This is a genomic window from Microbispora sp. CL1-1, assembly GCF_012034195.1.
In the GTDB taxonomy this organism is placed as follows: domain Bacteria; phylum Actinomycetota; class Actinomycetes; order Streptosporangiales; family Streptosporangiaceae; genus Microbispora.
This window is the reverse complement of record NZ_JAATEK010000004.1, coordinates 195,274-220,023: the sequence shown is the minus strand read 5'-3', so window position 1 is coordinate 220,023 and position 24,750 is coordinate 195,274. Positions and strand designations below refer to the sequence as shown.

At 71.1% G+C, this 24,750-nt stretch carries 24 protein-coding genes and 3 tRNA genes; 17 read left to right on the top strand and 10 right to left on the bottom strand.

The window, feature by feature from the left end; all coding sequences use genetic code 11:
- Nucleotides 1–8 precede the first annotated feature (8 nt).
- A complete protein-coding gene (locus tag HCK04_RS07070) occupies nucleotides 9–1,991 on the bottom strand; it encodes a M3 family metallopeptidase (RefSeq protein ID WP_142646086.1) in 1,983 nt (660 codons plus the stop codon).
- A 248-nt stretch (nucleotides 1,992–2,239) separates the two neighbouring features.
- Here HCK04_RS07070 and HCK04_RS07065 point away from each other — a divergent pair.
- From HCK04_RS07065 to HCK04_RS07050, 4 genes are all read left to right on the top strand, one after another.
- A tRNA-Gln gene (locus HCK04_RS07065) sits at nucleotides 2,240–2,311 on the top strand.
- A 45-nt stretch (nucleotides 2,312–2,356) separates the two neighbouring features.
- Nucleotides 2,357–2,429: transfer RNA gene (locus tag HCK04_RS07060), tRNA-Glu, on the top strand.
- 13 nt (nucleotides 2,430–2,442) lie between these two features.
- A tRNA-Glu gene (locus HCK04_RS07055) sits at nucleotides 2,443–2,515 on the top strand.
- Nucleotides 2,516–2,763: 248 nt separating this feature from the next.
- Complete coding sequence (locus HCK04_RS07050; RefSeq protein ID WP_142646085.1) at nucleotides 2,764–3,192, top strand: ester cyclase; 429 nt, start codon at nucleotides 2,764–2,766, stop codon at nucleotides 3,190–3,192.
- 31 nt (nucleotides 3,193–3,223) lie between these two features.
- Here HCK04_RS07050 and HCK04_RS07045 read toward each other — a convergent pair whose 3' ends face one another.
- The gene (locus HCK04_RS07045) at nucleotides 3,224–3,946 is read right to left on the bottom strand and encodes an MgtC/SapB family protein (protein WP_142646083.1); all 723 of its coding nucleotides are present in this window, start codon (nucleotides 3,944–3,946) and stop codon (nucleotides 3,224–3,226) included.
- 77 nt (nucleotides 3,947–4,023) lie between these two features.
- Between HCK04_RS07045 and HCK04_RS07040 the strand changes: the two genes are divergently transcribed.
- Nucleotides 4,024–4,518, top strand: coding sequence for a PaaI family thioesterase (locus tag HCK04_RS07040; protein WP_142646081.1), 495 nt, complete (start codon nucleotides 4,024–4,026; stop codon nucleotides 4,516–4,518).
- Here HCK04_RS07040 and HCK04_RS07035 read toward each other — a convergent pair.
- Nucleotides 4,496–6,199, bottom strand: coding sequence for a hypothetical protein (locus HCK04_RS07035; RefSeq protein ID WP_142646079.1), 1,704 nt, complete (start codon nucleotides 6,197–6,199; stop codon nucleotides 4,496–4,498). The two genes, HCK04_RS07040 and HCK04_RS07035, sit on opposite strands and share 23 nt — an antisense overlap.
- A 157-nt stretch (nucleotides 6,200–6,356) precedes the next feature.
- The gene (locus HCK04_RS07030) at nucleotides 6,357–7,073 is read right to left on the bottom strand and encodes an IclR family transcriptional regulator (RefSeq protein ID WP_079312748.1); all 717 of its coding nucleotides are present in this window, start codon (nucleotides 7,071–7,073) and stop codon (nucleotides 6,357–6,359) included.
- Between the two features lie 140 nt (nucleotides 7,074–7,213).
- Here HCK04_RS07030 and leuC point away from each other — a divergent pair, with 140 nt between their 5' ends.
- From leuC to HCK04_RS07005, 5 genes are all read left to right on the top strand, one after another.
- Nucleotides 7,214–8,599, top strand: a complete 1,386-nt coding sequence (gene leuC / locus HCK04_RS07025; protein WP_142646077.1) for a 3-isopropylmalate dehydratase large subunit — start codon at nucleotides 7,214–7,216, stop codon at nucleotides 8,597–8,599.
- Between the two features lie 33 nt (nucleotides 8,600–8,632).
- Entirely contained in the window at nucleotides 8,633–9,220 is a 588-nt protein-coding gene (gene leuD, locus HCK04_RS07020; RefSeq protein ID WP_142646074.1) for a 3-isopropylmalate dehydratase small subunit, read from the top strand.
- Nucleotides 9,199–9,459 (top strand): hypothetical protein, encoded by a 261-nt coding sequence (locus HCK04_RS07015; RefSeq protein WP_142617353.1) that lies wholly within the window; start codon nucleotides 9,199–9,201, stop codon nucleotides 9,457–9,459. The genes leuD and HCK04_RS07015 overlap by 22 nt, the downstream gene beginning before the upstream one ends.
- A gap of 53 nt (nucleotides 9,460–9,512) precedes the next feature.
- Nucleotides 9,513–9,809 (top strand): HU family DNA-binding protein, encoded by a 297-nt coding sequence (locus tag HCK04_RS07010; RefSeq protein WP_142562214.1) that lies wholly within the window; start codon nucleotides 9,513–9,515, stop codon nucleotides 9,807–9,809.
- A gap of 298 nt (nucleotides 9,810–10,107) precedes the next feature.
- Entirely contained in the window at nucleotides 10,108–12,132 is a 2,025-nt protein-coding gene (locus HCK04_RS07005; RefSeq protein WP_260617148.1) for a SpoIIE family protein phosphatase, read from the top strand.
- On the opposite strand, the gene HCK04_RS07000 is transcribed toward HCK04_RS07005, so the two are convergent.
- Nucleotides 12,111–13,694 (bottom strand): MFS transporter, encoded by a 1,584-nt coding sequence (locus HCK04_RS07000; RefSeq protein ID WP_142646072.1) that lies wholly within the window; start codon nucleotides 13,692–13,694, stop codon nucleotides 12,111–12,113. The two genes, HCK04_RS07005 and HCK04_RS07000, sit on opposite strands and share 22 nt — an antisense overlap.
- Nucleotides 13,695–13,843: 149 nt before the next feature.
- On the opposite strand from HCK04_RS07000, the gene HCK04_RS06995 reads away from it, so the two are divergent.
- Both HCK04_RS06995 and HCK04_RS06990 read left to right on the top strand, forming a co-directional pair.
- Nucleotides 13,844–14,215 carry a YciI family protein gene (locus HCK04_RS06995; protein WP_142646071.1) on the top strand — a complete coding sequence of 124 codons (372 nt, stop codon included), beginning with the start codon at nucleotides 13,844–13,846 and terminating at the stop codon, nucleotides 14,213–14,215.
- A complete protein-coding gene (locus tag HCK04_RS06990; RefSeq protein WP_142646070.1) occupies nucleotides 14,212–15,426 on the top strand; it encodes a DUF6596 domain-containing protein in 1,215 nt (404 codons plus the stop codon). The genes HCK04_RS06995 and HCK04_RS06990 overlap by 4 nt, the downstream gene beginning before the upstream one ends.
- Before the next feature lie 16 nt (nucleotides 15,427–15,442).
- Here HCK04_RS06990 and HCK04_RS06985 read toward each other — a convergent pair whose 3' ends face one another.
- Together HCK04_RS06985 and HCK04_RS42065 are read right to left on the bottom strand one after the other, a co-directional pair.
- The gene (locus HCK04_RS06985) at nucleotides 15,443–15,625 is read right to left on the bottom strand and encodes a hypothetical protein (RefSeq protein WP_142646069.1); all 183 of its coding nucleotides are present in this window, start codon (nucleotides 15,623–15,625) and stop codon (nucleotides 15,443–15,445) included.
- 423 nt (nucleotides 15,626–16,048) lie between these two features.
- The gene (locus tag HCK04_RS42065; RefSeq protein WP_260617147.1) at nucleotides 16,049–16,963 is read right to left on the bottom strand and encodes a TetR family transcriptional regulator; all 915 of its coding nucleotides are present in this window, start codon (nucleotides 16,961–16,963) and stop codon (nucleotides 16,049–16,051) included.
- Nucleotides 16,964–17,073: 110 nt separating this feature from the next.
- On the opposite strand from HCK04_RS42065, the gene HCK04_RS06975 reads away from it, so the two are divergent.
- Nucleotides 17,074–17,865, top strand: coding sequence for an SDR family oxidoreductase (locus HCK04_RS06975; protein WP_142646068.1), 792 nt, complete (start codon nucleotides 17,074–17,076; stop codon nucleotides 17,863–17,865).
- Between the two features lie 147 nt (nucleotides 17,866–18,012).
- Here the strand turns inward: HCK04_RS06975 and HCK04_RS06970 are convergent, their stop codons facing one another.
- A complete protein-coding gene (locus HCK04_RS06970; protein WP_142617359.1) occupies nucleotides 18,013–18,213 on the bottom strand; it encodes a hypothetical protein in 201 nt (66 codons plus the stop codon).
- Nucleotides 18,214–18,284: 71 nt separating this feature from the next.
- On the opposite strand from HCK04_RS06970, the gene HCK04_RS06965 reads away from it, so the two are divergent.
- Entirely contained in the window at nucleotides 18,285–19,532 is a 1,248-nt protein-coding gene (locus tag HCK04_RS06965) for an MFS transporter (protein WP_142646067.1), read from the top strand.
- Here HCK04_RS06965 and HCK04_RS06960 read toward each other — a convergent pair.
- Nucleotides 19,529–20,272: a TetR/AcrR family transcriptional regulator gene (locus HCK04_RS06960; RefSeq protein WP_142646066.1), complete on the bottom strand. Its 744-nt coding sequence runs from the start codon at nucleotides 20,270–20,272 to the stop codon at nucleotides 19,529–19,531. The genes HCK04_RS06965 and HCK04_RS06960 overlap by 4 nt on opposite strands.
- Before the next feature lie 198 nt (nucleotides 20,273–20,470).
- Between HCK04_RS06960 and HCK04_RS06955 the strand changes: the two genes are divergently transcribed.
- Nucleotides 20,471–21,934, top strand: coding sequence for an MFS transporter (locus HCK04_RS06955; RefSeq protein ID WP_142646065.1), 1,464 nt, complete (start codon nucleotides 20,471–20,473; stop codon nucleotides 21,932–21,934).
- A gap of 158 nt (nucleotides 21,935–22,092) precedes the next feature.
- Here HCK04_RS06955 and cofC read toward each other — a convergent pair whose 3' ends face one another.
- Nucleotides 22,093–22,740, bottom strand: coding sequence for a 2-phospho-L-lactate guanylyltransferase (cofC, locus tag HCK04_RS06950; protein ID WP_142646064.1), 648 nt, complete (start codon nucleotides 22,738–22,740; stop codon nucleotides 22,093–22,095).
- A 78-nt stretch (nucleotides 22,741–22,818) separates the two neighbouring features.
- On the opposite strand from cofC, the gene HCK04_RS06945 reads away from it, so the two are divergent.
- Nucleotides 22,819–23,616, top strand: a complete 798-nt coding sequence (locus HCK04_RS06945; RefSeq protein ID WP_260617146.1) for a lysophospholipid acyltransferase family protein — start codon at nucleotides 22,819–22,821, stop codon at nucleotides 23,614–23,616.
- A 53-nt stretch (nucleotides 23,617–23,669) separates the two neighbouring features.
- Nucleotides 23,670–24,677, top strand: coding sequence for an NAD(P)H-dependent glycerol-3-phosphate dehydrogenase (locus HCK04_RS06940; protein ID WP_142646063.1), 1,008 nt, complete (start codon nucleotides 23,670–23,672; stop codon nucleotides 24,675–24,677).
- The last annotated feature ends 73 nt before the right edge of the window (nucleotides 24,678–24,750 follow it).

Here is a 24,750-nt window from a genome sequence, read left to right as displayed (position 1 = left end):
CGGAGCCCTTACAGCAGCCCGCGGCGGTCGAGCAGGGGAGTGATCTCCGGGGCGCGGCCCCGGAAGTCGCGGAACGCCGTCATCGAGTCGATGCTGCCGCCCCGGGACAGCAGGGCCCGGCGGAACGTGTCGCCGTTCTCCCGGCGCAGCCCGCCGTTCTCGTTGAACCACTCGACGGTGTCGGCGTCGAGGACCTCGCTCCAGATGTAGGAGTAGTAGCCGGCGCTGTAGCCGCCCGCCCAGATGTGGGCGAAGTAGGTGCTGCGGTAGCGCGGCGGGACGGCCGGCAGGTCCACCCCGGCCTCCCGCAGCGCCCGCCGCTCGAACTCCTCCACGTCCTCCTCGCCGTCGTACGCCGTGTGCCAGGCCCAGTCGAGCAGGGTGGCGGCCAGGTACTCCAGCGTGGCGAAGCCCTGGTTGAACTTCTGCGTCTCCAGCATCCGGTCGACGAGGTCCTGCGGCATCGGCTCGCCCGTCTCGTGGTGCCGGGCGTACTCGGCCAGGATCTCCGGATGGGTCGCCCACATCTCGTTCACCTGGGAGGGGTACTCGACGAAGTCGCGCGGCACCGCCGTGCCCGAGAACCGGGGGTGGCGCACGTCGGAGAACAACCCGTGCAGCGCGTGCCCGAACTCGTGGAACATCGTGTTGACCTCGTCGAACGTCATCAGGGTCGGCTCGCCCTTGACGATGTTGAGGTTGTTGACCACGACCGGCCTCGTGCCCTCCAGGCCCGACTGCCGCACCAGACTGTTCATCCACGCCCCGCCCCGCTTGGAGGCCCTGGCGTGGAAGTCGCCGAGGAACAGGCCCAGCGGGGAGCCGTCCTCGTTGCGCACCTCGAAGACCCGTACGTCGGGGTGGTAGCCGTACAGGTCGGTGCGCTCGTGGAAGGTGACGCCGTACAGGCGCGACGCCGCGTTGAAGACGCCCTTCTCCAGCACGGTGTTCAGCTCGAAGTACGGCCGCATGAGCCGGCTGTCGATGTCGTAGCGGGCCTTGCGCACCTTCTCGGAGTAGAACGCCCAGTCCCACGGCTGGATCGGGTGACCGGCGATCTCCTCCAGGTCGGCCTGCTCCTTGCGCGCGTTGGCGACGGCGGGCGGCACGAGCCGGTCGAGCATCTCGGTGACCGCACGGGTCGAGCCCGCCGTCTGGTCGGCCAGGACGTACTCCGCGTGGTTCTCGTAGCCCAGCAGCCGGGCGCGCTCCCGGCGCAGGACCGCCATCTCCTTGATCAGCTCGGCGTTCGCCGCGCCCCGCCCGACCGAGGCGCGGTGGATCCGCTCACGCAGGGACCGGTTGGTCAGCTCGGCCAGGGCGGGCTGCCCGGTGGGCAGGACCAGCGTGATCAGATACTTGCCGTCCAGCCCGCGCTCCCTGGCCTGGTCGGCGAGCGCCTGGATCGCGTCCTGCGACAGCCCGTCGAGCTCGGCCACGTCCTCGACCACCACCGCCCGCTCGTTGGTGTCGGCGAGCAGGTTCTGCTCGAACGTCGTGCCCAGGGCCGACAACCGCTCGTTGATCTCCCGGAGCCTGGCCTGGTCCTGCGGGCCCAGCGTGGCGCCCGCCCGGGTGAAGTCGGTGACGTAGCGCTTCAGCAGCCACCGCTGCTCCTCGTCGGCCGCCTCGACCGCCTGGATGCGGGCGAAGAGCCCGGCGTTGAGGTGGATCGCGTCGGCGTGCTTGGAGAGCTTCGGCGTGACGTCCTTCTGGATCTCCTGGACGCCCGGCGTCGTGTCGGAGGACGCCTGGTTGAAGAACACCGCGGAGACCCGTTCGAGCAGGGCGCCGGACCTCTCCAGCGCCTCGATCGTGTTCTCGAAGGTAGGCGGCTCCGGGTTCTCGGCGATCGCCTCGACCTCCGCGAGCTGCTCGGCCATGCCCTGCTCGAACGCCGGCGCGTAGTGCTCCTCCCTGATCTCCTGGAAGGGGGGCAGCCCATAGGGCAGGGTGCTCGGGCTGAGGAAGGGGTTCGCGGCCGAGGTCATGGCTGGCGGCTCCTCACGTGGTGCTGACGGTTTCCCCCAGCCTCGCACAGGAGGATCCGGCCCCGCGCGCAGGAGGACCGCCGTTCTCCACCAGCGAAGATCCGGCCTTCCTCCAGGGGATCGGCCCTGCGTACGGGGCATCGGATCACGAGATCGCGAGGCGCGCCGCAATCGTTTTGGTAGTGGGTCGCAAGCTGGGCTATTCTTTCGGAGTCGCAAGCGAGAGCCGCGAGGCCCCCGCGAGCAGATGGGGTATGGGGTAATTGGCAGCCCGACGGATTCTGGCTCCGTTAGTCTAGGTTCGAGTCCTGGTACCCCAGCTGGATCCCCCCAAGGGATTCTGCTGGAAACAGCGCAGTGTGCAAGGTCCCGTCGTCTAGTGGCCTAGGACGCCGCCCTCTCAAGGCGGTAACGGCGGTTCGAATCCGCTCGGGACTACTTCACTGCACTCGGCTCCGTCGTCTAGTGGCCTAGGACGCCGCCCTCTCAAGGCGGTAGCGCCGGTTCGAATCCGGTCGGGGCTACATCCACCGGGAACCTCGGCACTTGCCCGTGCCGGGGTTTTCGCCGTTACGGACGCCGCGCTCCGCTCATGGCCCGCTGCGCGGGCGCGAATCCGGTGGGGGCTACATCCACCGAGAACCTCGGCACTTGCCCGTGCCGGGGTTTTCGCCGTTACGGACGCCGCGCCCCGCTCATGGCCCGCTGCGCCGGGTTACCCTCCGAGACCCGCCGCTTACGCTGGAAGCGACGGGGCGGGGGGTGATGGACGGTGACATCGGCGCGGGAGATCTTGGACCGGCTGGTGCGCGCCTTGGACGCTCATGACGTCGAAGGCGCGGCCCTGCTGTTTCATCCACGGGGCGCCATCGTGGGCCCGGAGGGCACGGCGGACGGGCGCATGGAGGTCGCGTCATACCTGGAGAGGTTCTTCGTCGCCTTTCCGGATTGTCACCACCTGATCTGGCGTCAGCTGGACGTCGGCGACTGCGCGGTCAACGAGTCGACGCTGACCGGCACGCACAAGGGTCCGCTGCTGTTGCCGACCGGTGAGGAGATCGAGGCGACGGAGCGGCGATTCCACCTGCGTGCCTGCCAGATCGCCACGGTCGAGGACGGGCTGGTGATCGGCTACCAGTTCTACTGCGACCAACTGGAGCTGCTCGCACAGCTCGGGCTCTATCCGCCGCCACCGGACTAGCCACCGGACCGGCCACCTGGCTGGAAGCGAGCTAGAAGTGCTGGGCGTTGGCGTCCTCACAGGCGACGGCGACCACGCCCTCTATCTCGGCCAGTTTGCTCGTGAGGTCCGCGATCGAGCCCGGGCCGCGGATCAGCAGGGTGACCGTTACCGTGCCGGCGTCGTGGCTCCTGCCGGGCTGCTCCAGCGACAGCTCGTCGACCACGAAACGCAGGCCCGTGCACTCGGCGAGGGCCTGGCGCAGCACGCCCCGTCCGTCCGCGTACGACAGGCGCAGCCGCGACTGGGCGTGCTTGGAGCGGGGGAGCCGGGCGGCCAGCGGGGTGAGCCCCAGCATCACGACGAAGTTCCCCACCGTGGCGAGGACGGCGAGCCACCAGAGGCCGGCCCCCGCGGCCATGCCGACCGCGGCGGTGAGCCACACGGCGGCGGCGGTGGTCAGTCCCTTGACCACGTCGCGGCGTACGAAGATCAGCCCGCCGCCGATGAAGCCGATGCCGGAGACGATCTGGGCCGCGACCCGGGACGGATCGAGCACCACCGACTCGCCGAGGATGTCGGAGAAGCCGTACTTCGACACGAGCATGAACAGCGCGGCGCCGAACCCCACGAGCGTGTGCGTGCGCAACCCGGCGCTCTTCTGCCGGATCTCCCGCTCCAGCCCGATCGCCGCCGACAACACGAGCGCGAGGGCGAGATCGACGCCCTGTTGCCAGCCGGGGGCGCCACCCGCGCTCAGTGATGCCGTTATCACACGACAAGACTAGGTTTCCTCGCCTCGGGATGTGCGCGATTTGCGTTACGGGAACCCTGAGTTTGAAAATTAGACTCATGACGACGACAGCGAACACGCGTACGCATACGTGGGCTCCGACGACCACGCCTCCGGCCGACATGAGCGGGATCGACTTCCTGCGGGCGCTGCTCGCCGGGCGGTTCCCGCCGCCCCCGATCGCCGGCACGCTGGGCTTCACCCTCGTCCGTGTGGAGCCGGGGGTCGCGGTCTTCGAGGGGGAGACGGGCGAGCACCAGTACAACCCGCTGGGCTCGATTCACGGCGGCTACTTCGCGACGCTGCTCGACTCGGCGCTGGGCTGCGCGGTCATGAGCCGCCTGCCCGCCGGGCGGGGCTACACCACCACCCAGCTCAACGTCCACATGGTGCGTCCCGCCTTCGTGCACACGGGAACGCTGAGGTGCGAGGCGACCGCCCTGCACGTCGGCAGGACGGTCGCGACCGCGGAGGCGCGGCTGACGGCCGTGGGCGACGGCAAGCTGTACGCCCACGGCACGACGACCTGCGCTATCTTCCCGACCGCGCCTTGAACAGCGCCCGCTTGGCGGCCTTGACCACCTGCTTGTCCGGGTGGGTCTCGCCGATGAGGTCCAGCAGCTCCTCGACGTGAGGGTGGTGGACCTTCCAGATCACGTCGAGCAGCCCGATGAGCGTCTGCGCGGGGCCGATGTCGTGCAGGCTGGACACGAACTCCGGCCTGCCGAGCCCGGCGGAGATCGTCCACATGTCGAGGATCAGCCAGTGGGTGTCCGCCTGGGTCGGCTCCGGGGCGTCCTCGACGTCCATCTGGGTCAGGTGCGTCGCGGCGTACGGCCGCAGCGAGGGCTCCTTGAGCGCCTCCTGCCAGGCGGGGATGGCGGCCTCGCCCAGGGAGCCCACCAGGCTGGCGGCCTGGACCCGCACGAGGGCGTCGGCCTCCTCCTCGGCGGCGGCCTGGAGCAGCTCGGAGGCGGCCCGCTCCGGGTCGCGCAGGGCGAGCCAGGCGGCGAACTCCTCGTCGGCCTCCTCCTCGGACATGTCGGCGCTGAACGACAGCAGGTCGAGCGCGGTCATGGCGTCGATGGCGGGCCGGGCGTCGATCTCGATGTCCTCGTCGTCCAGCATGTGGACGAGGCCCTCGGTGCCGAGCGGCGTGAGGGTCACCGCGTCGCCTTCGACGGTGACCATGCCGTAGCCGGTCAGCCAGGCGAGCACGGAGGCGAGCGGGTCGCCGGCCGCGGCCCAGGCGTCGGCGCCCAGGTCGTCGTACTCCGCCGCGGCCTCGGCCAGCTCCTCGCGCAGCGAGGACACCGGCCGCGTGCCGTCGGCCAGCAGCACGCGGATCAGCAGCGCGCGGGTCAGGCCCGACAGGGCCAGCGTGAGATCGTCGTCGTCCAGCTCGGGGTCGCCGTAGTCGAGAGAGTGGAGGCCGAGCATCCAGGCGTCCAGGACGTCGTCGTCGTCCTCGAAGGGCCAGGCGGCGGTGTCGGAGTCGACGCTGACCGTGTCGTCGCCGTCGGGGGCGAGGAACTCCAGGTCGATCGCGAGGTTCCACAGGTTCCAGATGTTGCGCGCGTCGGGCAGGCCGAGCGTGCGCACCGCCTCGTCCACCTCGGACTCGGTGAGCAGCGTCTCCTCGCCCACCTTGCGCCCGGTGCCGACCCACAGCGCCAGGTCGCGGGCCTGTGCGATGAGCGTCACCCCGCGGGCCGCCTCGGCCAGCTCGGTGTCGGGACGCAGCCTGATCGTGGGCAGGGCGCCGATCTCGTCGGCGAACGGCTCGAAGTCGCCGAGGCCCTCGTCGGCCTCGTCCTCGTCGAGCTCGTCCTCCTCCTCGTCCCAGTCGCGCTCGGCGATGGTGTCCTCCATCGCGTCCACGAAGTCGTCCTCGACCTCGTCCAGCTCCGCGAGCAGGGTCTCCAGGGTCGCCGAGCCCGGCGAGAGCCGTCCGGTGGACGACAGGAACGTCAGATAGGACCGGACGGCGGTGATCATGCCGTCCGCGGCGGCGTCGGGGTCCTCGACGACCTGGGGCATGCGCTCCAGCAGGACCGTGCGCAGGTCTCCACGCTTCCACAGCCCGACGTCGTTGCGGGCGATCAGCCGATGCCACAGGGCGACGGGGCCCACGAGATCGGGGTCGCTGCCGGGTGCGTTGTCCGGCGCCCAGAGGATGAATTCTTGGAGCAGGGGACGCAGTTCAGCGGCGGCTGCCTCGATGCGGTCTGTCACCCCGCCAGCCTAGTGCCGCGACCGCCAGGATTTGCCCGGAAGGAGCGGTGTCCAGGGCGGGTGGGGCGACCAATGCGGCGAGGCGCCGCTCCGGGTGACGCGACGGGGTCAAGAGCGGCGGGAGGGGGCGCCGGGGGCTGCCCGGACCGCTCTCCGATCAGTTCGCGCGGCGCATGGCTTCGGTGATCCGCTCGGCGGCCGCGACGACGGGGGCGGCGTGCATCCGGCCGGGCGTACGGGTCAGCCGCTCGATGGGGCCGGACACGGAAACCGCGGCGATCACCTTGCCGCCGGCGCCGCGGATGGGCGCGGAGACGCTCGCCACGCCCTGCTCGCGCTCGCCGACGCTGTGGGCCCAGCCCCTCCTGCGTACGCTCGCGAGCGTGGCGGCGGTGAACTTGGCCCCTCGAAGGCCGCGGTGCAGCCGGTCGGGCTCCTCCCAGGCGAGCAGGATCTGCGCGGCGGAACCCGCGGTCATGGGCAGGGCGGAGCCGACCGGCACCGTGTCGCGCAGCCCGCTGGCGCGCTCGGCGGCGGCCACGCAGACCCGCTCGTCGCCCTGACGCCGGTAAAGTTGAGCACTCTCCCCGGTCAGGTCGCGAAGCTGGGTGAGCACCGGGCCGGCGACGGCGAGCAGCCGGTCCTCGCCCGCGGCTGTGGACAGTTCCGACAGGCGGGGGCCGAGGATGAACCGGCCCTGCGTGTCGCGGGAGACGATGCGGTGGTGCTCCAGCGCGACGGCCAGCCGGTGGGCCGTCGGCCTTGCCAGGCCGGTCGCCTGGACGAGCTGTGCCAGGGAAGCCGGGCCCGCCTCCAGGGCGTTGAGTACGAGAACCGCCTTGTCGAGTACTCCGACCCCGCTAGAGTTGTCCATACCCCGATACTGCCGTCTCGCCATACGAGATGCAAACGCAATGTTGGGAAACAACAGATACAGTGTCCATATCCCGATATTTCCGTCTCATCATGAGAGACACGACCGCGGGGGTCTGAACGCGAGGAGGCGTCACAACCATGGGTCGCACACTGGCTGAGAAAGTCTGGGAGCAGCACGTCGTACGGCGTGCCGAGGGCGAACCCGACCTGCTCTACATCGACCTGCACCTCATCCACGAGGTGACCAGCCCGCAGGCGTTCGACGGCCTCCGCATGGCCGGCCGCACCGTGCGTCGCCCCGAGCTCACGATCGCCACCGAGGACCACAACGTGCCGACCGTGCTCGGGCCGATCTCCGACCCGGTGTCGCGCACGCAGGTCGAGACGCTGCGCAAGAACGCCGCGGAGTTCGGCATCCGCCTGCACCCGATGGGCGACGCAGGTCAGGGCGTGGTGCACATCATCGGCCCGCAGTTCGGACTGACCCAGCCCGGCATGACGATCGTCTGCGGCGACTCCCACACCTCGACCCACGGGGCGTTCGGCGCCATCGCGTTCGGCATCGGCACCTCCGAGGTCGAGCACGTGCTGGCCACCCAGACGCTGCCCGCCTACCGGCCCAAGACGATGGCCATCGAGGTCAAGGGCGAGCTGCCGGTCGGCGTGACCGCCAAGGACCTGATCCTCGCGATCATCGCGAAGATCGGCACCGGCGGCGGCCAGGGCCACATCGTCGAGTATCGCGGCGAGGCCGTGCGCAAGCTCTCCATGGAGGGCCGCATGACCGTCTGCAACATGTCGATCGAGGCAGGCGCGCGGGCGGGCCTGATCGCCCCCGACGAGACCACGTTCGAATACCTGCGCGGCCGTCCGCACGCGCCCTCCGGCGAGGACTGGGACCGGGCCGTCGAATACTGGAAGACGCTGCGCACCGACGACGACGCCGAGTTCGACAAGGTCGTGGAGATCGACGCCGCGACCCTCACGCCGTTCGTCACGTGGGGCACCAACCCGGGCCAGGGCGCGCCGCTCGGCTCCACGGTGCCGTCGCCCGAGCAGTTCGCCGACCCGGTCGAGCGGTCCGCCGCCGAGCGGGCGCTGGAGTACATGGGCCTGACCGCGGGCACGCCGCTGCGCGACATCCAGGTGGACACCGTCTTCGTCGGCTCCTGCACCAACGGCCGCATCGAGGACCTGCGCGCCGCCGCCGAGATCCTGCGGGGCCGCAAGGTCGTCACCCGCACGCTGATCGTCCCGGGCTCCATGGGCGTCAAGAAGGCCGCCGAGGAGGAGGGCCTCCACGAGGTCTTCAAGGCGGCCGGGGCCGAGTGGCGCGAGGCCGGCTGCTCGATGTGCCTGGGCATGAACCCCGACACCCTGAAGCCGGGCGAGCGCAGCGCCTCGACCTCCAACCGCAACTTCGAGGGCCGCCAGGGCAAGGGCGGGCGCACCCACCTGGTCTCGCCGCAGGTCGCGGCCGCGACCGCGGTGACCGGCCGGCTGACCGCCCCCGCCGACCTCTAGCCCGCCCGCCCACAGTCCCAGGAAGAGATCATCATGGATGCCTTCACCACCCACACCGGCCGGGCCGTGCCGCTGCGCCGCAGCAACGTGGACACCGACCAGATCATCCCGGCGGTCTGGCTGAAGCAGGTCAGCCGTACGGGCTTCGAGAAGGGCCTGTTCGCCGCCTGGCGCGAGGACCCGTCCTTCGTGCTGAACGACCCGGCGTACGAGGGCGCGTCGATCCTGGTGTCCGGGCCCGACTTCGGCACCGGTTCCTCGCGCGAGCACGCCGTCTGGGCCCTCCAGCAGTACGGCTTCCGCGTCGTGATCGCCTCGCGGTTCGGCGACATCTTCCGCAACAACTCCACGAAGATGGGCCTGCTGCCGGTCGTCCTGCCCGAGGACGTCGTCAAGCGGCTGCAGGACGCGGCCGAGGCCGACCCGAAGACGGAGATCACCGTCGACCTGGTGGAACGCCAGGTGCGCTCGGGCGACATCGTGGCCTCGTTCGAGATCGACGACTACACCCGCTGGCGGCTGATGGAGGGCCTCGACGACATCGGGCTGACCCTGCGTCACGCGGACGCCATCGAGGAGTACGAGAATGGACGGCAGCCATGGCTGCCGACGACCGTCTGAACGATCCTCAGACCGTAGATGAGCTGCTGGCGCGGCGACTGCGTGATGCGCATCGCCGCGTCAGAGCGTTAGCCTTACCACAGGAGGAGCAGGCCCGCCTGGCGCGACGGCTGCTTGCTATCTGTGACGTGGCAAAGCGGGACATAGCCCATGCGGCCGCCCGGCTGGACGCCTTCATCGCCTATCTGGACGGCACATTCGACACGCCGAGCAGGCGAAACATGCCCCCCGGTGATTGAAGTCCCGCGACCTCGTCCCCTAATTTCAAGCGCGTAAGGGGGAGGAAACCGAAATGAACAAGAAAGAACTCGTCGACGCGATCACGGATCGTGTCGGCGACAAGAAGACGGCTACCGAGGCCGTCAACGCCGTCCTCGACGCCATCCAGAGCGCTGTCGCGAGCGGGGACAAGGTCTCGATCACCGGCTTCGGCGCCTTCGAGATGGTGCACAAGCCGGCTCGTACCGCCCGCAACCCCTCCACCGGGGATCCGATCAAGGTGGAGGAGAGCTGGGCACCCAGGTTCCGGCCCGGAGCAGATTTCAAGGAGCAGGTCAACGCGGGCGGCAAGGCTGCGAAGAAGAAGTAGCCGGCCCCACCCCGCACCAGTGGACGGCGCTCGGAGCCCCCGGGCGCCGTTCGTCGTTTCCGGGGCCCGCCGACGATGCCGCCGCCGCATGAGGGCCCTGTGGCGCCGGTGGCACGAGGACCCTTCCTTCTTCCCTCTCTGACCTGGGCAAACGTGTGTAATCTCAGGTAGGCGAGTCGTAGGGCGGGTACGCGGGGGTGCCCTCGATCGCGTGCACACGGTCAGACCGGGGGAAGAAGCAGTGCAAGTCGGTCAAAAGTCTGAGACGGCGGCAGCGCGAAAACGCCAGTCAAACTGGGTGCCGCTGGACGTGTTCGACCGGGCGCCGGTCGCGGTGCTGGTGACCGGTGGGGTCGAGCATCGGCTGCGCTATACGAACAACGCCTTCCGGGCGATGTTCGGGCACCGGCCGATCGGGGCGCCGGTGTCGGAGGCTCTCGACGACCTCGTGGGGCATGACACCCTCGCCGCGTTCGACAAGGCGCTGGCGACGGGGCGTACGGTGCGCCTCGACGACGTCTCCACGACCGCGGACGGCGGCGACGGACGGCACGAGCGTCTCTTCCGGGTGAGCCTCTCCCGAGTGCCCCTCCAGCATGGCGGGTGGGGACTTCTGGCGCTGGTCCAGGAGGTCACGGCACAGGCCGCCACCGCGCGGCGGCTGCACGCCATGGAGAAGGAGTTGCGCCGCCTCCGGCGCCGCTACCAGAGCATCATCTGGGCGGGCGCGCACGGGGTGTGGGTGACCGGCCCGCACGGCGAGTCCAGAGAGAGCCATGGCTGGCAGCGGCTGACAGGACAGAGACCGGAGGAGAGTTTCGGCCACGGCTGGATGGAGGCCCTGCACCCCGAAGACCGCGTGTACGCCGAGGAGTGGTGGGGCAAGGCCTCCGAGCAGGAGGTCCCGCTCCAAGAGGCGACCTACCGCGTCCGCACCCGCGACGGCGTCTACCGGCACATCCGGTTCCGGGCCGTTCCGGTGCGCGAGAACGGCGCGGTGGTGGAGTGGGTGGGCACCTCAACCGACGTCGAGCAGGAGTGGCAGGAGGAGCGCCGCCGCCGGCTGCTGGAGCGCGCCGCGGCCGCCGCGAGCGACATCACCAACCTGGAGGAGATGTGCCAGGCGCTCGCCGACGTGGTCGTGCCCGAGCTCGCCGACACCTGCGACGTCCATCTGCTTCGCGAGCCGAACGGCGGTCTTCCGTACACGGACGTCATCGTCGCCGAGCGCCTCGGCTGCGCCGTAAGTGAGGGAATACCGACGCTGCCGATGCTGCAGGAGCACTACTCCGCCGAGGTGCTGCGGCGAGCGGTGAGGCAGCGCCGCCCCGCCCAGATGTCCTTCCCCCGTGGACGTCCTCCGTTCCTCTACCCGGAGGCGATCAGCAGGTGGCTCGCCGAGATCGAGGCGCACAACGTTGTCATCCTCCCGATCGTGGTCGAAGGCGAGGTCGCGGCCGTGGTCACGGCCTGCGTCCGCGGGGACCGGCCTCCGATCGGCCAGACCGACATCGACCTGATGGGGCAGATCCTCGATCACACGCACGACGCCATCAGCAATGCTCTGCGCTTCCGGCGCACCCAGCGGGTGGCGCTGGCCCTGCAGCACAGTCTGCTGGCCGAGCCGCCGCATATCCCCGGTCTGGAGCTCGCCGCGCGCTACCAGCCGAGCCCGACCGCCGCCGAGATCGGCGGAGACTGGTACGACGCGTTCGTGCTGCCCGGTGGCGCGGTCAAGCTGGTGATCGGCGACGTGGCCGGGCACGACCTCGCCGCCGCAGTCTGCATGAGCCAGGTGCGCAACATGCTGCGGGCGCTCGCCGTCGATCGTGACGAGTGCCCCGGTGAGGTCCTGCAGCGGCTGAACAGCGCCATGGAGGCCCTGAACGGCGAGACCACGGTCACCTGCGCCCTGACCCGCGTGGAACGGGATGCGGAGGGCCTCTGGGGGCTGGCCTACTCCGCGGCCGGCCACCCGCCGCCGTTGCTGGTGACCGGCGAGGGGGAGGCCCGCTTCCTCCGGGAAGCGGGCAACCCGCTTCTCGGCCTCTGCTACGAGCAGCCGTGGATCAGCGCCGTCGAACCGTTGCCACCGCGCAGCACGCTGCTGCTCTACACCGACGGCCTCGTCGAGCGGCGCGGTGAGGACATCGGCGACGGGCTCGAACGGCTGCGGCGGTGCGCGGAGCCGCTCGCCCGCGAACCGCTGGACCGGTTCTGCGACCAGGTGCTCACCGGGATGCCGGTGACGGGGGAGGACGACGTCGCCATGATCGCGTTACGGGTGCCGATGGAAGGCGGCTACGAGGGAGTCACCTCATAACCGGCCTCACGACCGGGCTCACGATTGGCCTCACGACCGGCCTCGTGACCGGCCTCGTGACCGGCCTCGTGACCGGCCTTATGACCGGGGACCGGAGCCGTGGCGGTCCGGGTCGCCGGACGCATCGCCAGGACCAGCATGGCCAGCCCGGCGAAGACGACCGCGGCTGTCAGGCCGGTGACGTGCAGGCCGGCCGTGAACGCCTCCCGTGCGGTGTGCAGCAGGTGCGCGCCCTCGGCGGCGGGAAGGTGCCGGCTCGCGGCGACCGCGCCGGCCAGCGAGTCGGACGTGCCGTCCATCCTGCCGCGGTAGACCACCGAGGCCACCACGCCGAGCAGCGCGAGGCCGAGCGAACCGCCGAAGTAGTTGCCGGTCTCCGACATCGACGCCGCCGAGCCGGCGCGCTCCGGCGGCACGGACCCGACGACCAGCCCGGTGCCCAGCGCGAACAGCGGGCCCGTGCCCAGCGCCAGCACGGTGATGCCGATCACCACCGGCGGCAGGGCACCCGCGCCGCCGACACCGGCGCCGATCAGCAGCAGGCCGCCCACCGCCGACACCGCCAGTCCGCCGGCGATGGCGGTCGTCCGCCTCACCCGGCGGGCCAGCGCCGGCGCCGCCATGGTGCCGGCCGCCGTGCCCAGGCCCATCGGCGCGAACAGCAACGCCGACACGGCCGGGGAGAGGCCCAGCACGCCCTGCAGATACTGGGTCACCATCAGGCCCGTGCCGGCCATGGCCACGCCGGCGAAGACCAGCGCGACGAGCACGGCCGTGAAGGGGCGGTTGCGGAGCAGCCGCAGATCGAGCAGCGGCGCCTCCACCCGCAACTGCCGCCGTACGAACAGGAAGCCCAAGCCCGCGCCCGCGACGAGGGCGCCCGCCGGGACGGCCGGGCCGCTCGCGACGGTCAGTTGCTTGATCCCGAAGACCGTCAGGAGCACCGCCGCGAGCGACAGCACGACGCCGGCCGGGTCGAGCCGTCCGGCCTGGTCGCTGCGGAACTCCGGCAGCAGCACCGGCCCGGCGAGCAGCAGCAACGCCATCGCCGGCACGGCGACCAGGAACACCGATCCCCACCAGAAGTGCTGGAGCAGGAACCCGGCGAGCACGGGCCCGAGCGCGCCGCCGGTGAACTGGCAGGCCGCCCAGATCGCGATGGCCTTGCCCCGCTGCCGTTCGTCGCGGAACATGCTGGTGATCAGGGCGAGCGTGGACGGTGCCAGGGTCGCCCCGGCGACGCCCAGCAGGGCACGCGCGACGATCAGCATCAGCGGATCGGCCGCGAAGGCCGCCGCGACCGACAGCACCAGGAACGCCGCTCCGCCGATCAGCAGCAGCCGCCGGCGGCCGATCCGGTCGCCGAGCGTGCCCATCGTGATGACCAGACCGGCCACCATGAACCCGTAGCTGTCGCTGATCCACAACTGCTCGACGCTGGTGGCTCCCAGGTCGGCGCTTAGCTGCGGCAGCGCGAGGAGCAGCGCCGTCGCGTCGATCGCGACGAGCAGCGCCGGCAGCGCCAGGACGACCAGTCCCAGCCACGCCCGGTTGACTCGCATGTCGAAACTCCCTGTTCTCTCGACGTCTCGCCGATCGGTCGGAGCGGCCGGGAGTTTTTTGACGCGAGTACATGTCAAGACGGCGGAGCCGGCTCCGACCACCCGGTGGAAGGGCCCCGAGGGGGCTCGCGAACCACGAGGAGAACGAGATGAAGTTCCTGATCAGCCTGCACATCAACCCGGCCGTGCTCGACGCGCTGACCGACGAGGAGCGGGCGGCGATCGGCGAGGGGCACGGCAGGTTCATCGAGGGACTGAAGCGGTCCGGGGAGCTGATCACCACGCAGGCGCTGGTCGACCCGTCGCAGGCCGCGGTGGTGTCCGTACGCGACGGCCAGCCGGTGGTCACCGACGGCCCCTTCCTGGAGGCCAAGGAATATCTGGGCGGCTTCTACCTGATCGACTGCGAGAGCAAGGAGCGGGCGATCGAGCTGGCCGCGCAGATCCCGGACACCGCGATCGAGGGTCTCGGCGTCGAGGTGCGGCAGGTCATGTTCGCCGACGGACAATTGGAGGCATGACAGCACCGGTCATCGAGGACCTGTTACGTGAGCTCACGCCGCAGGTCCTCGGCGCGCTGGTACGGCGGTACGGCCGGTTCGAGGGGTGCGAGGACGCCGTGCAGGAGGCCGTTCTCGCCGCCGCCGTGCAGTGGCCGGCCGAGGGGGTGCCGGACAACCCCCGCGGCTGGCTGTCGACCGTCGCGTCCCGGCGGCTGATCGACCAGATGCGCAGCGACCACGCGCGCCGTGAGCGGGAGTCGGCGACGGCGGCCGTCGAGGTGACACCGGAGGACGTGCCGGACACCGACGACACGCTCGTCCTGCTCTTCCTGTGCTGCCATCCCACGCTGACCGCGGCCTCCCAGGTCGCCCTGACGCTGCGGGCGGTCGGCGGCCTGACCACGGCCGAGATCGCCCGCGCGTTCCTGGTGCCGGAGGCCACGATGGCGGCCAGGATCAGCCGGGCCAAGCAGCGCATCAAGGCCGCCGGCAGCACGTTCGCCATGCCGGGCGGCGCGGAGCTCCACGAGCGGCTCCGCGTCGTCCTGCACGTGCTCTATCTGATCTTCAACGAGGGCTACACCGCCTCATCGGGCAGTGAACTGCACCGCGCCGACCTCGCGCACGAGGCGATCCGGCTGACCCGGATGGTGCACGCCCAATTGCCCGAGGACGGCGAGGTGACCGGGCTGCTCGCGCTGATGCTGCTGACCCACGCCCGCCGGGAGGCCCGTACGACCCCGTCCGGCGACCTGGTGCCGCTGGACGAGCAGGACCGCGCGAAATGGGATCGCGGGCTGATCGACGAGGGCATCGAGCTGATCAAGGCTGCGCTGGCCGGCCCCGAGCTGGGGCCCTACAAACTGCAGGCCGCCATCGCCGCCACGCACGCCGACGCGGCCACGGCCGAGGAGACCGACTGGCCGCAGGTGCACGCCCTCTATCTGATCCTGGAGCGGATCGCACCCAACCCGATGGTCACCCTCAACCGGGCGATCGCGCTCGCCGAGATCGAGGGCCCGAAGGCCGGGCTGGCCCTGCTGTCCACGCTGGACGGGGACGAGCGGATGGCCGGGCACCACCGGCTGCTGTCCGTGCGCGCGCATCTGCTGGAGAAGACCGGCGACACGGCCGGGGCGTACGAGCACTACCGGCGCGCCGCGAAGGCCACGGCCAGCATGGCCGAGCAGCGCTACCTGGAGTCCCGGGCCAGGCGGGTGCGGCCGTAGCCGCCGCCCCGCCCGCTCAGACCCCCAGGAGGTGCCGGAGGACCAGCAGCCCGATCTCCAGCCCCAGGTGCATGCCGACGCCGGCCTCGGCGGAGCCCGCCAGGGCGAGGGCGAGAGGCATCAGGACGGGGAACAGGACACGAGCCGTCCGGTGCAGGATCTGCGGCAGCGTGAACGGAACGGAAATCGTGATCGTCATGACGGACCTCCTGTCCCGTGCCGGGAGTGCGGCACGGATGAGAACCCGTCACCTCGCGTGACAGCGGGCGGCGACCGCCTCGACGACGCCGGGGCTTCGCGTCGCGGGGAAGGCGACGGGATGGGATGGTTCTGGGCTACTGCCGGATGTCATCCCGATCACCTCCTCGGTGTCGTACGGCGGCGCGTAGAGCCTCTCCAGTAGAACCCCGGCCGGGTGATCGGGTCAAACCCGCCCCAGGTCAGGGCCCAGGTCAGGGCCCAGGTCAGGGCCCAGGTCAGGGTCAGGGCTCAGTTCAGGAGGGTGAAAGCGGGGAGAGCGTCTCGCGGGCGACAGGTCCGCGGCCCAGGCGTCGGGGGTGCTCGCTCATCGGCGGCCACCGGAGACCGGGTCTGCCTGATCAGACCGACTCGGAAGCTCCCATCAGGCGATGACCGGCGCGCTGGGGGAGCCGAACCCGCGCAGCAGGGTGTCCACGACCCGGGTCGCGAGGGCCTCGGCGTCCCGGCTTTGGGAGTCGCCGTCGGATGTGCTCCCGGACGTGCCTCCAGACCTGTCCCCGGCCCTGCCCTGAACCCCGCTCTCAGACCCGTCCTCGGACACGCCTCCGGATGTGCCCCAGGCCCCGTCCCCGGACCCGTTTTCGGACGTGCCCTCGGCCCCGCCCTGAGACCCGCCCTCGGACATGCCTCCGGATGTGCTCCCGGCCCCGCCCTGAGACCCGCCCTCGGACATGCCTCCGGATGTGCTCCCGGCCCCGCCCTGAGACCCGCCCTCGGACACGCCTCCGGACGTGTCTCTGGACGTGCCTCTGGCCGCGCTCTCGGCGGCGGCCTCGTGGATGAGGGCGTAGTAGACGCGGCGGGTCCAGTCGATGTCGGCGTCGGGACGCAGCACACCCGCTTCACGGGCCCGGCGGAGCAGCCGCTCGCAATCGTCGCGGACCTTCGCGTGCACGCGGGCGGCCTCGGGGTGGACGTCGTCGGCCGTACGGTTCATGGCGAACCACCAGTCCGTCTTCACCCGCAGGACGTTGGCGGTCACCTGGTAGAGCGCGACGAGGGGCGGCGTGCTGTCCGCGTGGGCCGACTCGACGGCCTCGGCGAACCGGCGGGCGGCCCAGCCGGTGAGCTCCTCCACCAGGGCCTCGCGGGTGGCGAAACGGCGGTGGACGGTCGTGCGGGCGACCCCGGCCGCCTGGGCGACCTGCTCCATGGTCGCCGCCGGATTGGCGGCGAACACCCGCTCGGCCGCCTCCAGGATCGTCCGCACGGTCCGCTCGGAGTCGGCCCGGAGCGGGCGCTTTCCGAGCTGCGAAGGCTGCTGGGCTTTCGGCACCGTCACATGCTACCGGCAGGATTCAGCTCGCTCATGACTTGCAACATTTATGTGGCAAGTTATAGCTTCATTGCGTCACTCAAGTTGCGAAAAGCGCGGAGGGGTGCGCCATGGACATGGGACTCAAGGGACGTACGGCGCTGGTCACCGGTGCCAGCCGGGGCATCGGGCTGGCGGTCGTCGCGGCGCTCGCCGCGGAGGGCGTCCGCGTGGTGGCGGCGGCGCGGAACGTCAGCGCGGAGCTGAAGGAGACCGGCGCGATCGCCGTTCCGGTGGACCTCTCGACGCCCGAGGGCCCGGCGCACCTGGTCGAGCTTGCGGTGGCAGAGCTGGAGGAGGGTCTCGATCTGCTCGTCAACAATGTGGGCGGCGGGGACCCCGGGGTGAACGGCGTGCGGGGATTCCTCGGCTTCGCGGATGACGAGTGGCTCTCGTGGTTCGACCTCAACTTCTTCGCCGCCGTACGGACGACTCGCGCCGCGCTGCCCGCCGTCGTGCGCCGCCGCGGTGTGATCGTGAACATCTCCTCGAACGGCGCCCGCATGCCGCACGTGGGCCCGCTGCCGTACACCACGGCGAAGGCGGCGCTCACGGCGTTCGGTAAGGCCCTGGCGGAGGAGTTCGGGCCGCAGGGGGTGCGGGTGAACACGGTCTCGCCCGGCGCGGTCCGCACCGCAATGTGGGAGGCGCCCGACGGCTACGGCGCCGAGCTGGCTGCGGCGCTCGGAGTGTCGCACGAGCAGTTTCTGGCCGGGCTGCCGGCCCGGGCGGGCATGACCACGGGACGGCTGGTCGAACCGGCGGAGGTGGCGGCCCTCGTGACCTACCTCGCCTCACCGCGCGCGGCGAGCGTCAACGGCGCCGACCTGGTGATCGACGGAGGAGCGCTCAAGACCGTCTGACGCGCCAACGCCCGAAACGCGGGAGACTCCGGGGGCCCGAGACGCGGCGCCGGACACGTGGCGCGCCGGGACTGAGCGCCGGGACTGAGGGGGCGGGAGACCCAGTGCGCCGGAGACCCGGAGGACAGGAGACGGAGCGCCGGAGGCTCAGGGCGTCGGGAACGTGGAGAGCGTCACGTAGGTGACGCGGTCGTCCGCCATGACGAGGGCGACCCGCTGGCCGGGGCGCAGGTGGCGCAGCGGCCCGGCGTCGAACGCCTCGCCGTCGAACGGGATCCGGGTGCCGTCGTCGAGGAAGACCCAGCCCGAGCGGGTCGCGGGGTCGAAGCTCTGCACCGTCGCCTGCACGCCGCAAGCCTACCGCTGTGCGTGGAAAATCCTTTGACCAGCGAATCCTCCGGCTGCCAGCATGGCCCGCCATGACCGAGGCAGTGGCGAGGAGCCTGTGGCGCGTGCGTGACTTCCGGCGATACGCCGGGGCCGACGCGATCAGCAAGCTCGGCAGCGAGGTATCCCTGGTCGCCCTGCCGCTCACGGCGGCGCTCACCCTGCACGCGAGCCCGTTCGAGGTGGGGCTGCTCACCGCCGCAGAGATGGTGGCGTTCCTGCTCGTCGGCCTGCCCGCCGGAGCGTGGGTGGACCGCATGCGGCGCCGTCCGGTGCTGGTCGCCGCCGACGTGGTCCGCGCCCTGGCGCTGCTGTCGATCCCGGCCGCGGCCCTGCTCGGAGTGCTCGGCCTGCCGCAGATGTACGCCGTGGCCTTGGTGAACGGGCTGTGCACGGTCTTCTTCGATGTCGCCCACCAGAGCTATCTCCCGTCCATCGTCGGCCGGGAGGACCTCGCCCGCGGGCACGGCACGCTCGCCGCGAACCAGTCGCTCGCCCAGCTCTCCGGCCCGGGGATCGGCGGCTGGCTGGTGCAGGCGCTCACCGCCCCGATCGCGGTGGTCGCCGACGCCCTCAGCTACGCGGGGTCCGCGCTGCTGCTCCTCGGCGTACGCGCGGACGAGCAGCCCGGTGAGAAAGCCCTGAGAGACAGAGGCGTCAGGGGCGGCGCCCGGCTGTGGCCGGAGATCGCCGAGGGCCTGCTGTTCGTCGCCGGGCAGCCCGTCCTGCGCCGGGTGGCCGCCGTCGGGGCGTTGATGATGCTGACGTTCGGCCTGTGGTCGGCCACGGTGCCGCTCTACATGGTCCGCGAGGTCGGCGTCAGCCCCGGCACGTACGGCATGCTGCTGTCGGCCGGAGCGGTGGGCGGGGTGGCCGGGGCCTGGCTCGCCCCGCGGATCACGGCCCGCGTCGGCACGGGCCGGGCCATGTACGGCTCGGCCTGGGCGGCCACGGTCTGCATAGCCCCGCTCGCGCTGACGGCGGCGGGCCCGCGCCTGCTGATCCTGCCGGCGGCCCTGGCGGCCAGTGGGGTGGCGACCACCGTGTTCAGCGTGGCGCAGGGGGCCTACCGCCAGTCGATCTGCCCGCCGCACCTGCTCGGCAGGCTGAGCGCCACGATGCGGTTCCTGATGTGGGGTCCGATGCCGCTCGGCGGCCTGCTGGCGGGCACGCTGGGGCAGCTCGCCGGGGTGCGCGTCGCGTTCTGGACCGCCTGCGGGGCCTACACGCTCGCCCATCTGCCGGTCCTGCTCGCGCCGCGGATCCGCGCGGTCTCCTAACCCTCCTCGCGCTCCTCGCCGGGCTCCGGCTCACCGATGTAGGAGGCGAGCCCGCGCAGGATGATCTCCAGGCCGAGCTCGAACCGGTAGTCGTTCGACTCGTCCATCATGATGTCGGCGAGCGCCACCAGGTTCGGGAACCGGTCGGGCGGCAGCGAGGCGAAGTAGCCGTTGATCTCCTCGCGCAGCTTGTCCCACGAGCCCTGCGACTCGCGGTAACGCTCCTGCCAGACGGTCTCCTCCAGCGCGAACCCGTTGATGTAGGTGGACAGCAGGTCGCCGGAGATGGCCAGCACGTGCCGCGGAATCCCGGCGGCGGCGAAGACCGCCAGCAGCCGCTCGACGTAGGGGAGCAGCTCCGGGGTGAACGGCACGTGGCCCATGGCGAGCTTCGGCAGGTCGCGATGGCTCAGCATCCGCTCACGCGCCTGGCGGGCGAAGTCCTTGACCTGCTCCCGCCAGTGCTCGGGGTCGGGCTCGGGAACGTCGTAGCCCTCGAACATGCGGGTGTACATGAGCTGCAACAGTTCGTCCTTGTCGTGTACGTGGACGTACAGCGCCGAGACGGCGACCCCGAGTTCGGCGGCGACCTGCCGCATGCTCAGCCGGTCGTATCCATCACGGTCGAGAACCGTGTAGGCGGCGTCGACGATCCGCTCGCGGGTGAGTGGCACCCTGGCGGGCGTACGTCGCCTGGGCGGACGCTCCCACGGCGGTGTGGGCATGTCCGGCTGTGTCATGAAGGACCTCCCGCTGTTCCGCCCATGCTAATGAACACCGCTCCGCTTCCACGAACACCGCTCTCTCAACGAGATATATCTTGTGTGGCGCCGAAACGAGATATATCGTGGTGAACATCGAACTTGGCGCTGAACACTGATCGGTGATAGAACAGCGCTCACTTTACTATGAACACTGTTCAGTTTCAGGGAGGGATGATGTCGGAACCCATCACGGCGACCGCGCCGGCGTCGCCGGTGGCGGGGGCGCCGTACCGCTGGCGCTGGGCGGCGCTCTTCGTGATCCTCGCCGGAGAGGTCATGGACCTTCTCGACGCGATGGTCACCAACATCGCGGCGCCCGAGATGCGCGCCGACCTGGGCGGCTCCGAGGCCGTCATCCAGTGGCTCGGCGCCGCCTACACGCTTTCGATGGCCGTGGGGCTGATCACCGGCGGGCGGCTCGGTGACATCTTCGGCCGCAGGCGCATGTTCTTGATCGGAGCCGCCGGGTTCACCGTGGGATCCCTGCTGTGCGCCGTCGCGCAGTCGCCCGAGGTGCTGATCGGCGCCCGGGTGATCCAGGGCCTGTTCGGCTCGATCATGCTGCCCCAGGGCCTCGGAATGATCAAGGAGATGTTCCCGCCCGCCGAGATGGGCAAGGCGTTCGGGATGTTCGGGCCGGTCATGGGGTTGTCGGCCGTCGGCGGCCCGATCCTTGCCGGCTGGCTCGTGACGGCCGACTTCTGGGGCACGAGCTGGCGGATGATCTTCCTGATCAACCTGCCGCTCGGCCTGGCCGCGCTGCTCGCCGGAATGCGCTTCCTGCCCGAGTCGCGATCGCCGCAGCCGCCGCGGCTCGACCTGGCCGGGGTCGCGCTCGCGTCCGTGGGCGCCTTCCTGGTGATCTACCCGCTGGTGCAGGGCCGCGAGAACGACTGGCCCGCGTGGGCGTTCGTCATGCTCGCCGCGTCGGTGCTCGTGTTCGCCGTCTTCGGCTGGTTCCAGTCCCGCCGCAGCCGCGCGGGCGGCGACCCCCTGATCGTGCCGAGCCTGTTCCGCAAGCGCGCGTTCACCGGGGGCCTGTTCACCGGCATGGTGTTCTTCTCCGGCATGGCCGGGTTCATGCTGGCCTTCAACCTCTACTGCCAGCTGGGGCTCGGCTACTCGCCGCTCAAGGCGGGGCTCGCGATGGTGCCCTGGTCGGGCGGCATGATCCTCGGGTTCGGGCTCGCGCAGGGGCTGCAGAAGTTCGGGCGCAAGCTGCTCCAGGGCGGCACCCTGCTCATGACGCTGGGCGTGCTCGGCGTCGTGCTCACGCTGAACCTCGCGGGCATGCACGTCAGCCCCTGGCAGCTCGCCCCCGCGCTGATCGTCAGCGGCATCGGCATGGGCCTGCTGATGTCGCCCTTCTTCGACATCGTGCTCGCCGGCGTGGAGGAGCACGAGACGGGCTCGGCGTCCGGCACGCTGACGGCGGTGCAGCAGCTCGGCAACGCGTTCGGCGTGGCCCTGCTCGGCACGGTCTTCTTCGACCTGCTCGGCGACGTCCCCACCGCCGGGAGCTTCGACCAGGCCATGAAGATCACCCTGTGGGTGGTGGCCGGAATGCTCCTGCTCACCTTCGTCGTGGCCTTCCTCCTGCCCAAGCAGGCTCGCGAGAACGCGGAGGCGGCCCACTGACACGACGTCACGGGCGGCCACGCCGGAGCGGGGGCTCGGCGCGGCCGCCCTTCTGACGTCAGGGCCGCACGGCCATTAGAACCGCCGGGACGTCCGGGCCGCACGGCCATCAGGGCCATCCGGGCCGTACGGCCGTCAGGGGCGTGGTGTCCGAAGGGTCAGGGTTCCGGAGTCGTGCCGAGCATCAGGGCCGCGACCTCGGCGGTCGCGGGGCCGACGCCAAGGGCGAGGGCGTCGCGCAGGTCCTCCACGGTGTCCACGTCCCTGCGTACGGACGTGATCCCCGGCGGGGTCAGCTCCTTGGCCCCCCGCGACAGGTGCCTGGCCCGCGACTCGCCGCCGAACCCCGGCCGGAAGGTCACGCCCGGCCGCACGCCGTAGAAGGTCGTCCCCACCTCGGCGGCGTCGGGGACGAACGCCTGGTCGAACTCCAGTGCCGCCGCGAGCACCGTCTCCAGCTCCGCGGGCCGCAGGGCGGGCAGGTCGGCCTGCAGCGCGCCGACGGCGTCGCCGGGCGCGAGCCGTACGGCCTCCTCCGCCCCGGTGCGAAGGGCGGTGTTCAGCCCCCGGTCGGGATCGGCCACCACGTGGGCACCGAGCGCGGCCAGCCGCCGCGCGGGCAGCGGGTCGGCCGTCACGACCACCACGCGCGCCACCAGCGGGCACCGCAGCGCCGCCGCCACGGTGTCGGAGGCCACCGCGACGGCCAGATCGGCCCGGTGCGGCCCGGCGGCCGCCGCCAGCCGTGTCTTGGCCCGGATCAGGGTCTTCACCGGGACCACTATTGACCATCGCGCGAGGTGCATGCCTGTAGCATCCCGCCTCGACATCGCCCATGGCCAACCGGGAGACTTGTCCCGGATCCCGGTGATTTTGGAGACCCTGTGAGCCACCCCAGCGAACCCTCGTCCGACCCGACCACACCCGCGCCCACACCCGCGGCGCCCGCCGCCGCCACGGTGAACCGCCGCGCGGGCCGTCCGCCGCGCTTCTGGGAGACGCTCGCGGTCGTCGTCGTCAAGCCGATCTCACGGCTGTTCGTACGGCGGAGGTGGCGGGGCGGGGAGAACATCCCCCGCACCGGCGGGCTGATCATCGCCGCCAACCACCTGTCGTGGTCCGACCCCGTGCTGCTCTCGCACTACCTCTACAACAACGGGCGGTGGCCCACGATCCTGGCCAAGGCGGGTCTCTTCCGGATCCGCGGGCTCGGTCACGCCATCGCCCAGCTCCAGGCCATCCCGGTCGAACGCAACAGCACCGAGGCCACCAAGTCGCTGAAGATCGCCGAGGAGCGGCTGCGGAACGGCGCCTGCATCCTGTTCTATCCCGAGGGTACGATCACCCGCGATCCCGACCTGTGGCCCATGGTCGGCAAGACCGGTGTCGCCCGGCTGGCCCTCGCTACCGGCGTGCCGGTCATCCCGATCGCCCACTGGGGCGCCCAGGAGCTGCTGCCGTACGGGGCGACGAAGCCGCGCCTGCTGCCGCGCAAGACCTTCCACGTGCTCGCCGGGCCGCCGGTCGACCTGTCCAAGTACGCCGGGAAGCCCATGCGCGGCTCGGTGCTGCGCGACGCGACCGCCGACATCACCGCCGCCATCACCGAGCTGCTGGCCGAGATCCGGGACGAGAAGGCGCCAGAGGTCCCCTATGACCCCAAGAATGCGGCCGAGGGCTGAGCGGAGCGTACGGTGAGGGGGGAGCGCGCGGAGCAAGAGGAGTGGTGCGGCCAGTGAGCAGGGCGGCTGTTTTCGGAACGGGCTCGTGGGGCACCACGTTCGCGATGATCCTCGCCGAGGCCGGCACCTCCACGACCCTGTGGGGCAGGCGGGCGGAGATCGTCGACGCGATCAACGAGACCCGGGAGAACCCCGAGTATCTGCCGGGGACGCGGCTGCCCGACACGATCCGCGCCACGACCGACCCCGCCGAGGCCATGGCGGGCGCCGACTTCGTGGTCCTCGCGGTGCCGTCCCAGACGCTGCGCGCCAACCTCCGGACATGGAAGCCGCACATCCCGCCGGACGCCGTGCTCGTCAGCCTGATGAAGGGTGTCGAGCTCGGCACCTGCAAGCGGATGAGCGAGGTCATCTGCGAGGTGGCCGAGGTGCCGGAGCGCCGGGTGGCCGTGGTCTCCGGGCCCAACCTGGTGCCCGAGCTGGCCCGGCGGCAGCCCGCCGCGGCCGTCGTCGCCTGCTCCGACGAGGAGGTGGCCGCCCGGCTCCAGGAGGCGTGCCATCTGCCGTGGTTCCGGACCTACACCAATCCGGACGTGGTGGGCGTCGAGCTCGGCGGCGCGGTCAAGAACGTCATCGCGCTGGCCGTCGGCGTCGCGGCCGGCATGGGCCTGGGCGACAACGTGCGGGCGACGCTCATGACGCGGGGGCTGGCCGAGATCGCCCGCCTGGGCGCGGTGCTCGGGGCGGACCAGCACACCTTCGCCGGCCTCGCCGGGATGGGCGACCTCGTCGCCACCTGCACCTCGCCGCTGTCGCGCAACCGCACCTTCGGCGAGAACCTGGGCCGGGGCATGACGATGGCCGAGGTCGTCGCCGCCACGAAGCAGACGGCCGAGGGGGTCAAGTCGTGCGAGTCGGTGCTCGAACTCGCCAAGAAGCACGACGTGGAGATGCCCATCACCGAGGTGGTCGTCGGCGTCGTCCACGACGGCATGACCCCCGGTGAGGCCGCCGTCCTGCTGATGTCGCGCACGCCGAAGCCGGAGCGCTACGGCGTCTGATCACCGTCCGATCGGGATCTCGCCGGGTTCTGATCACGGTCTCAGCGGGGATAACGGACTCCCACGACGGGCG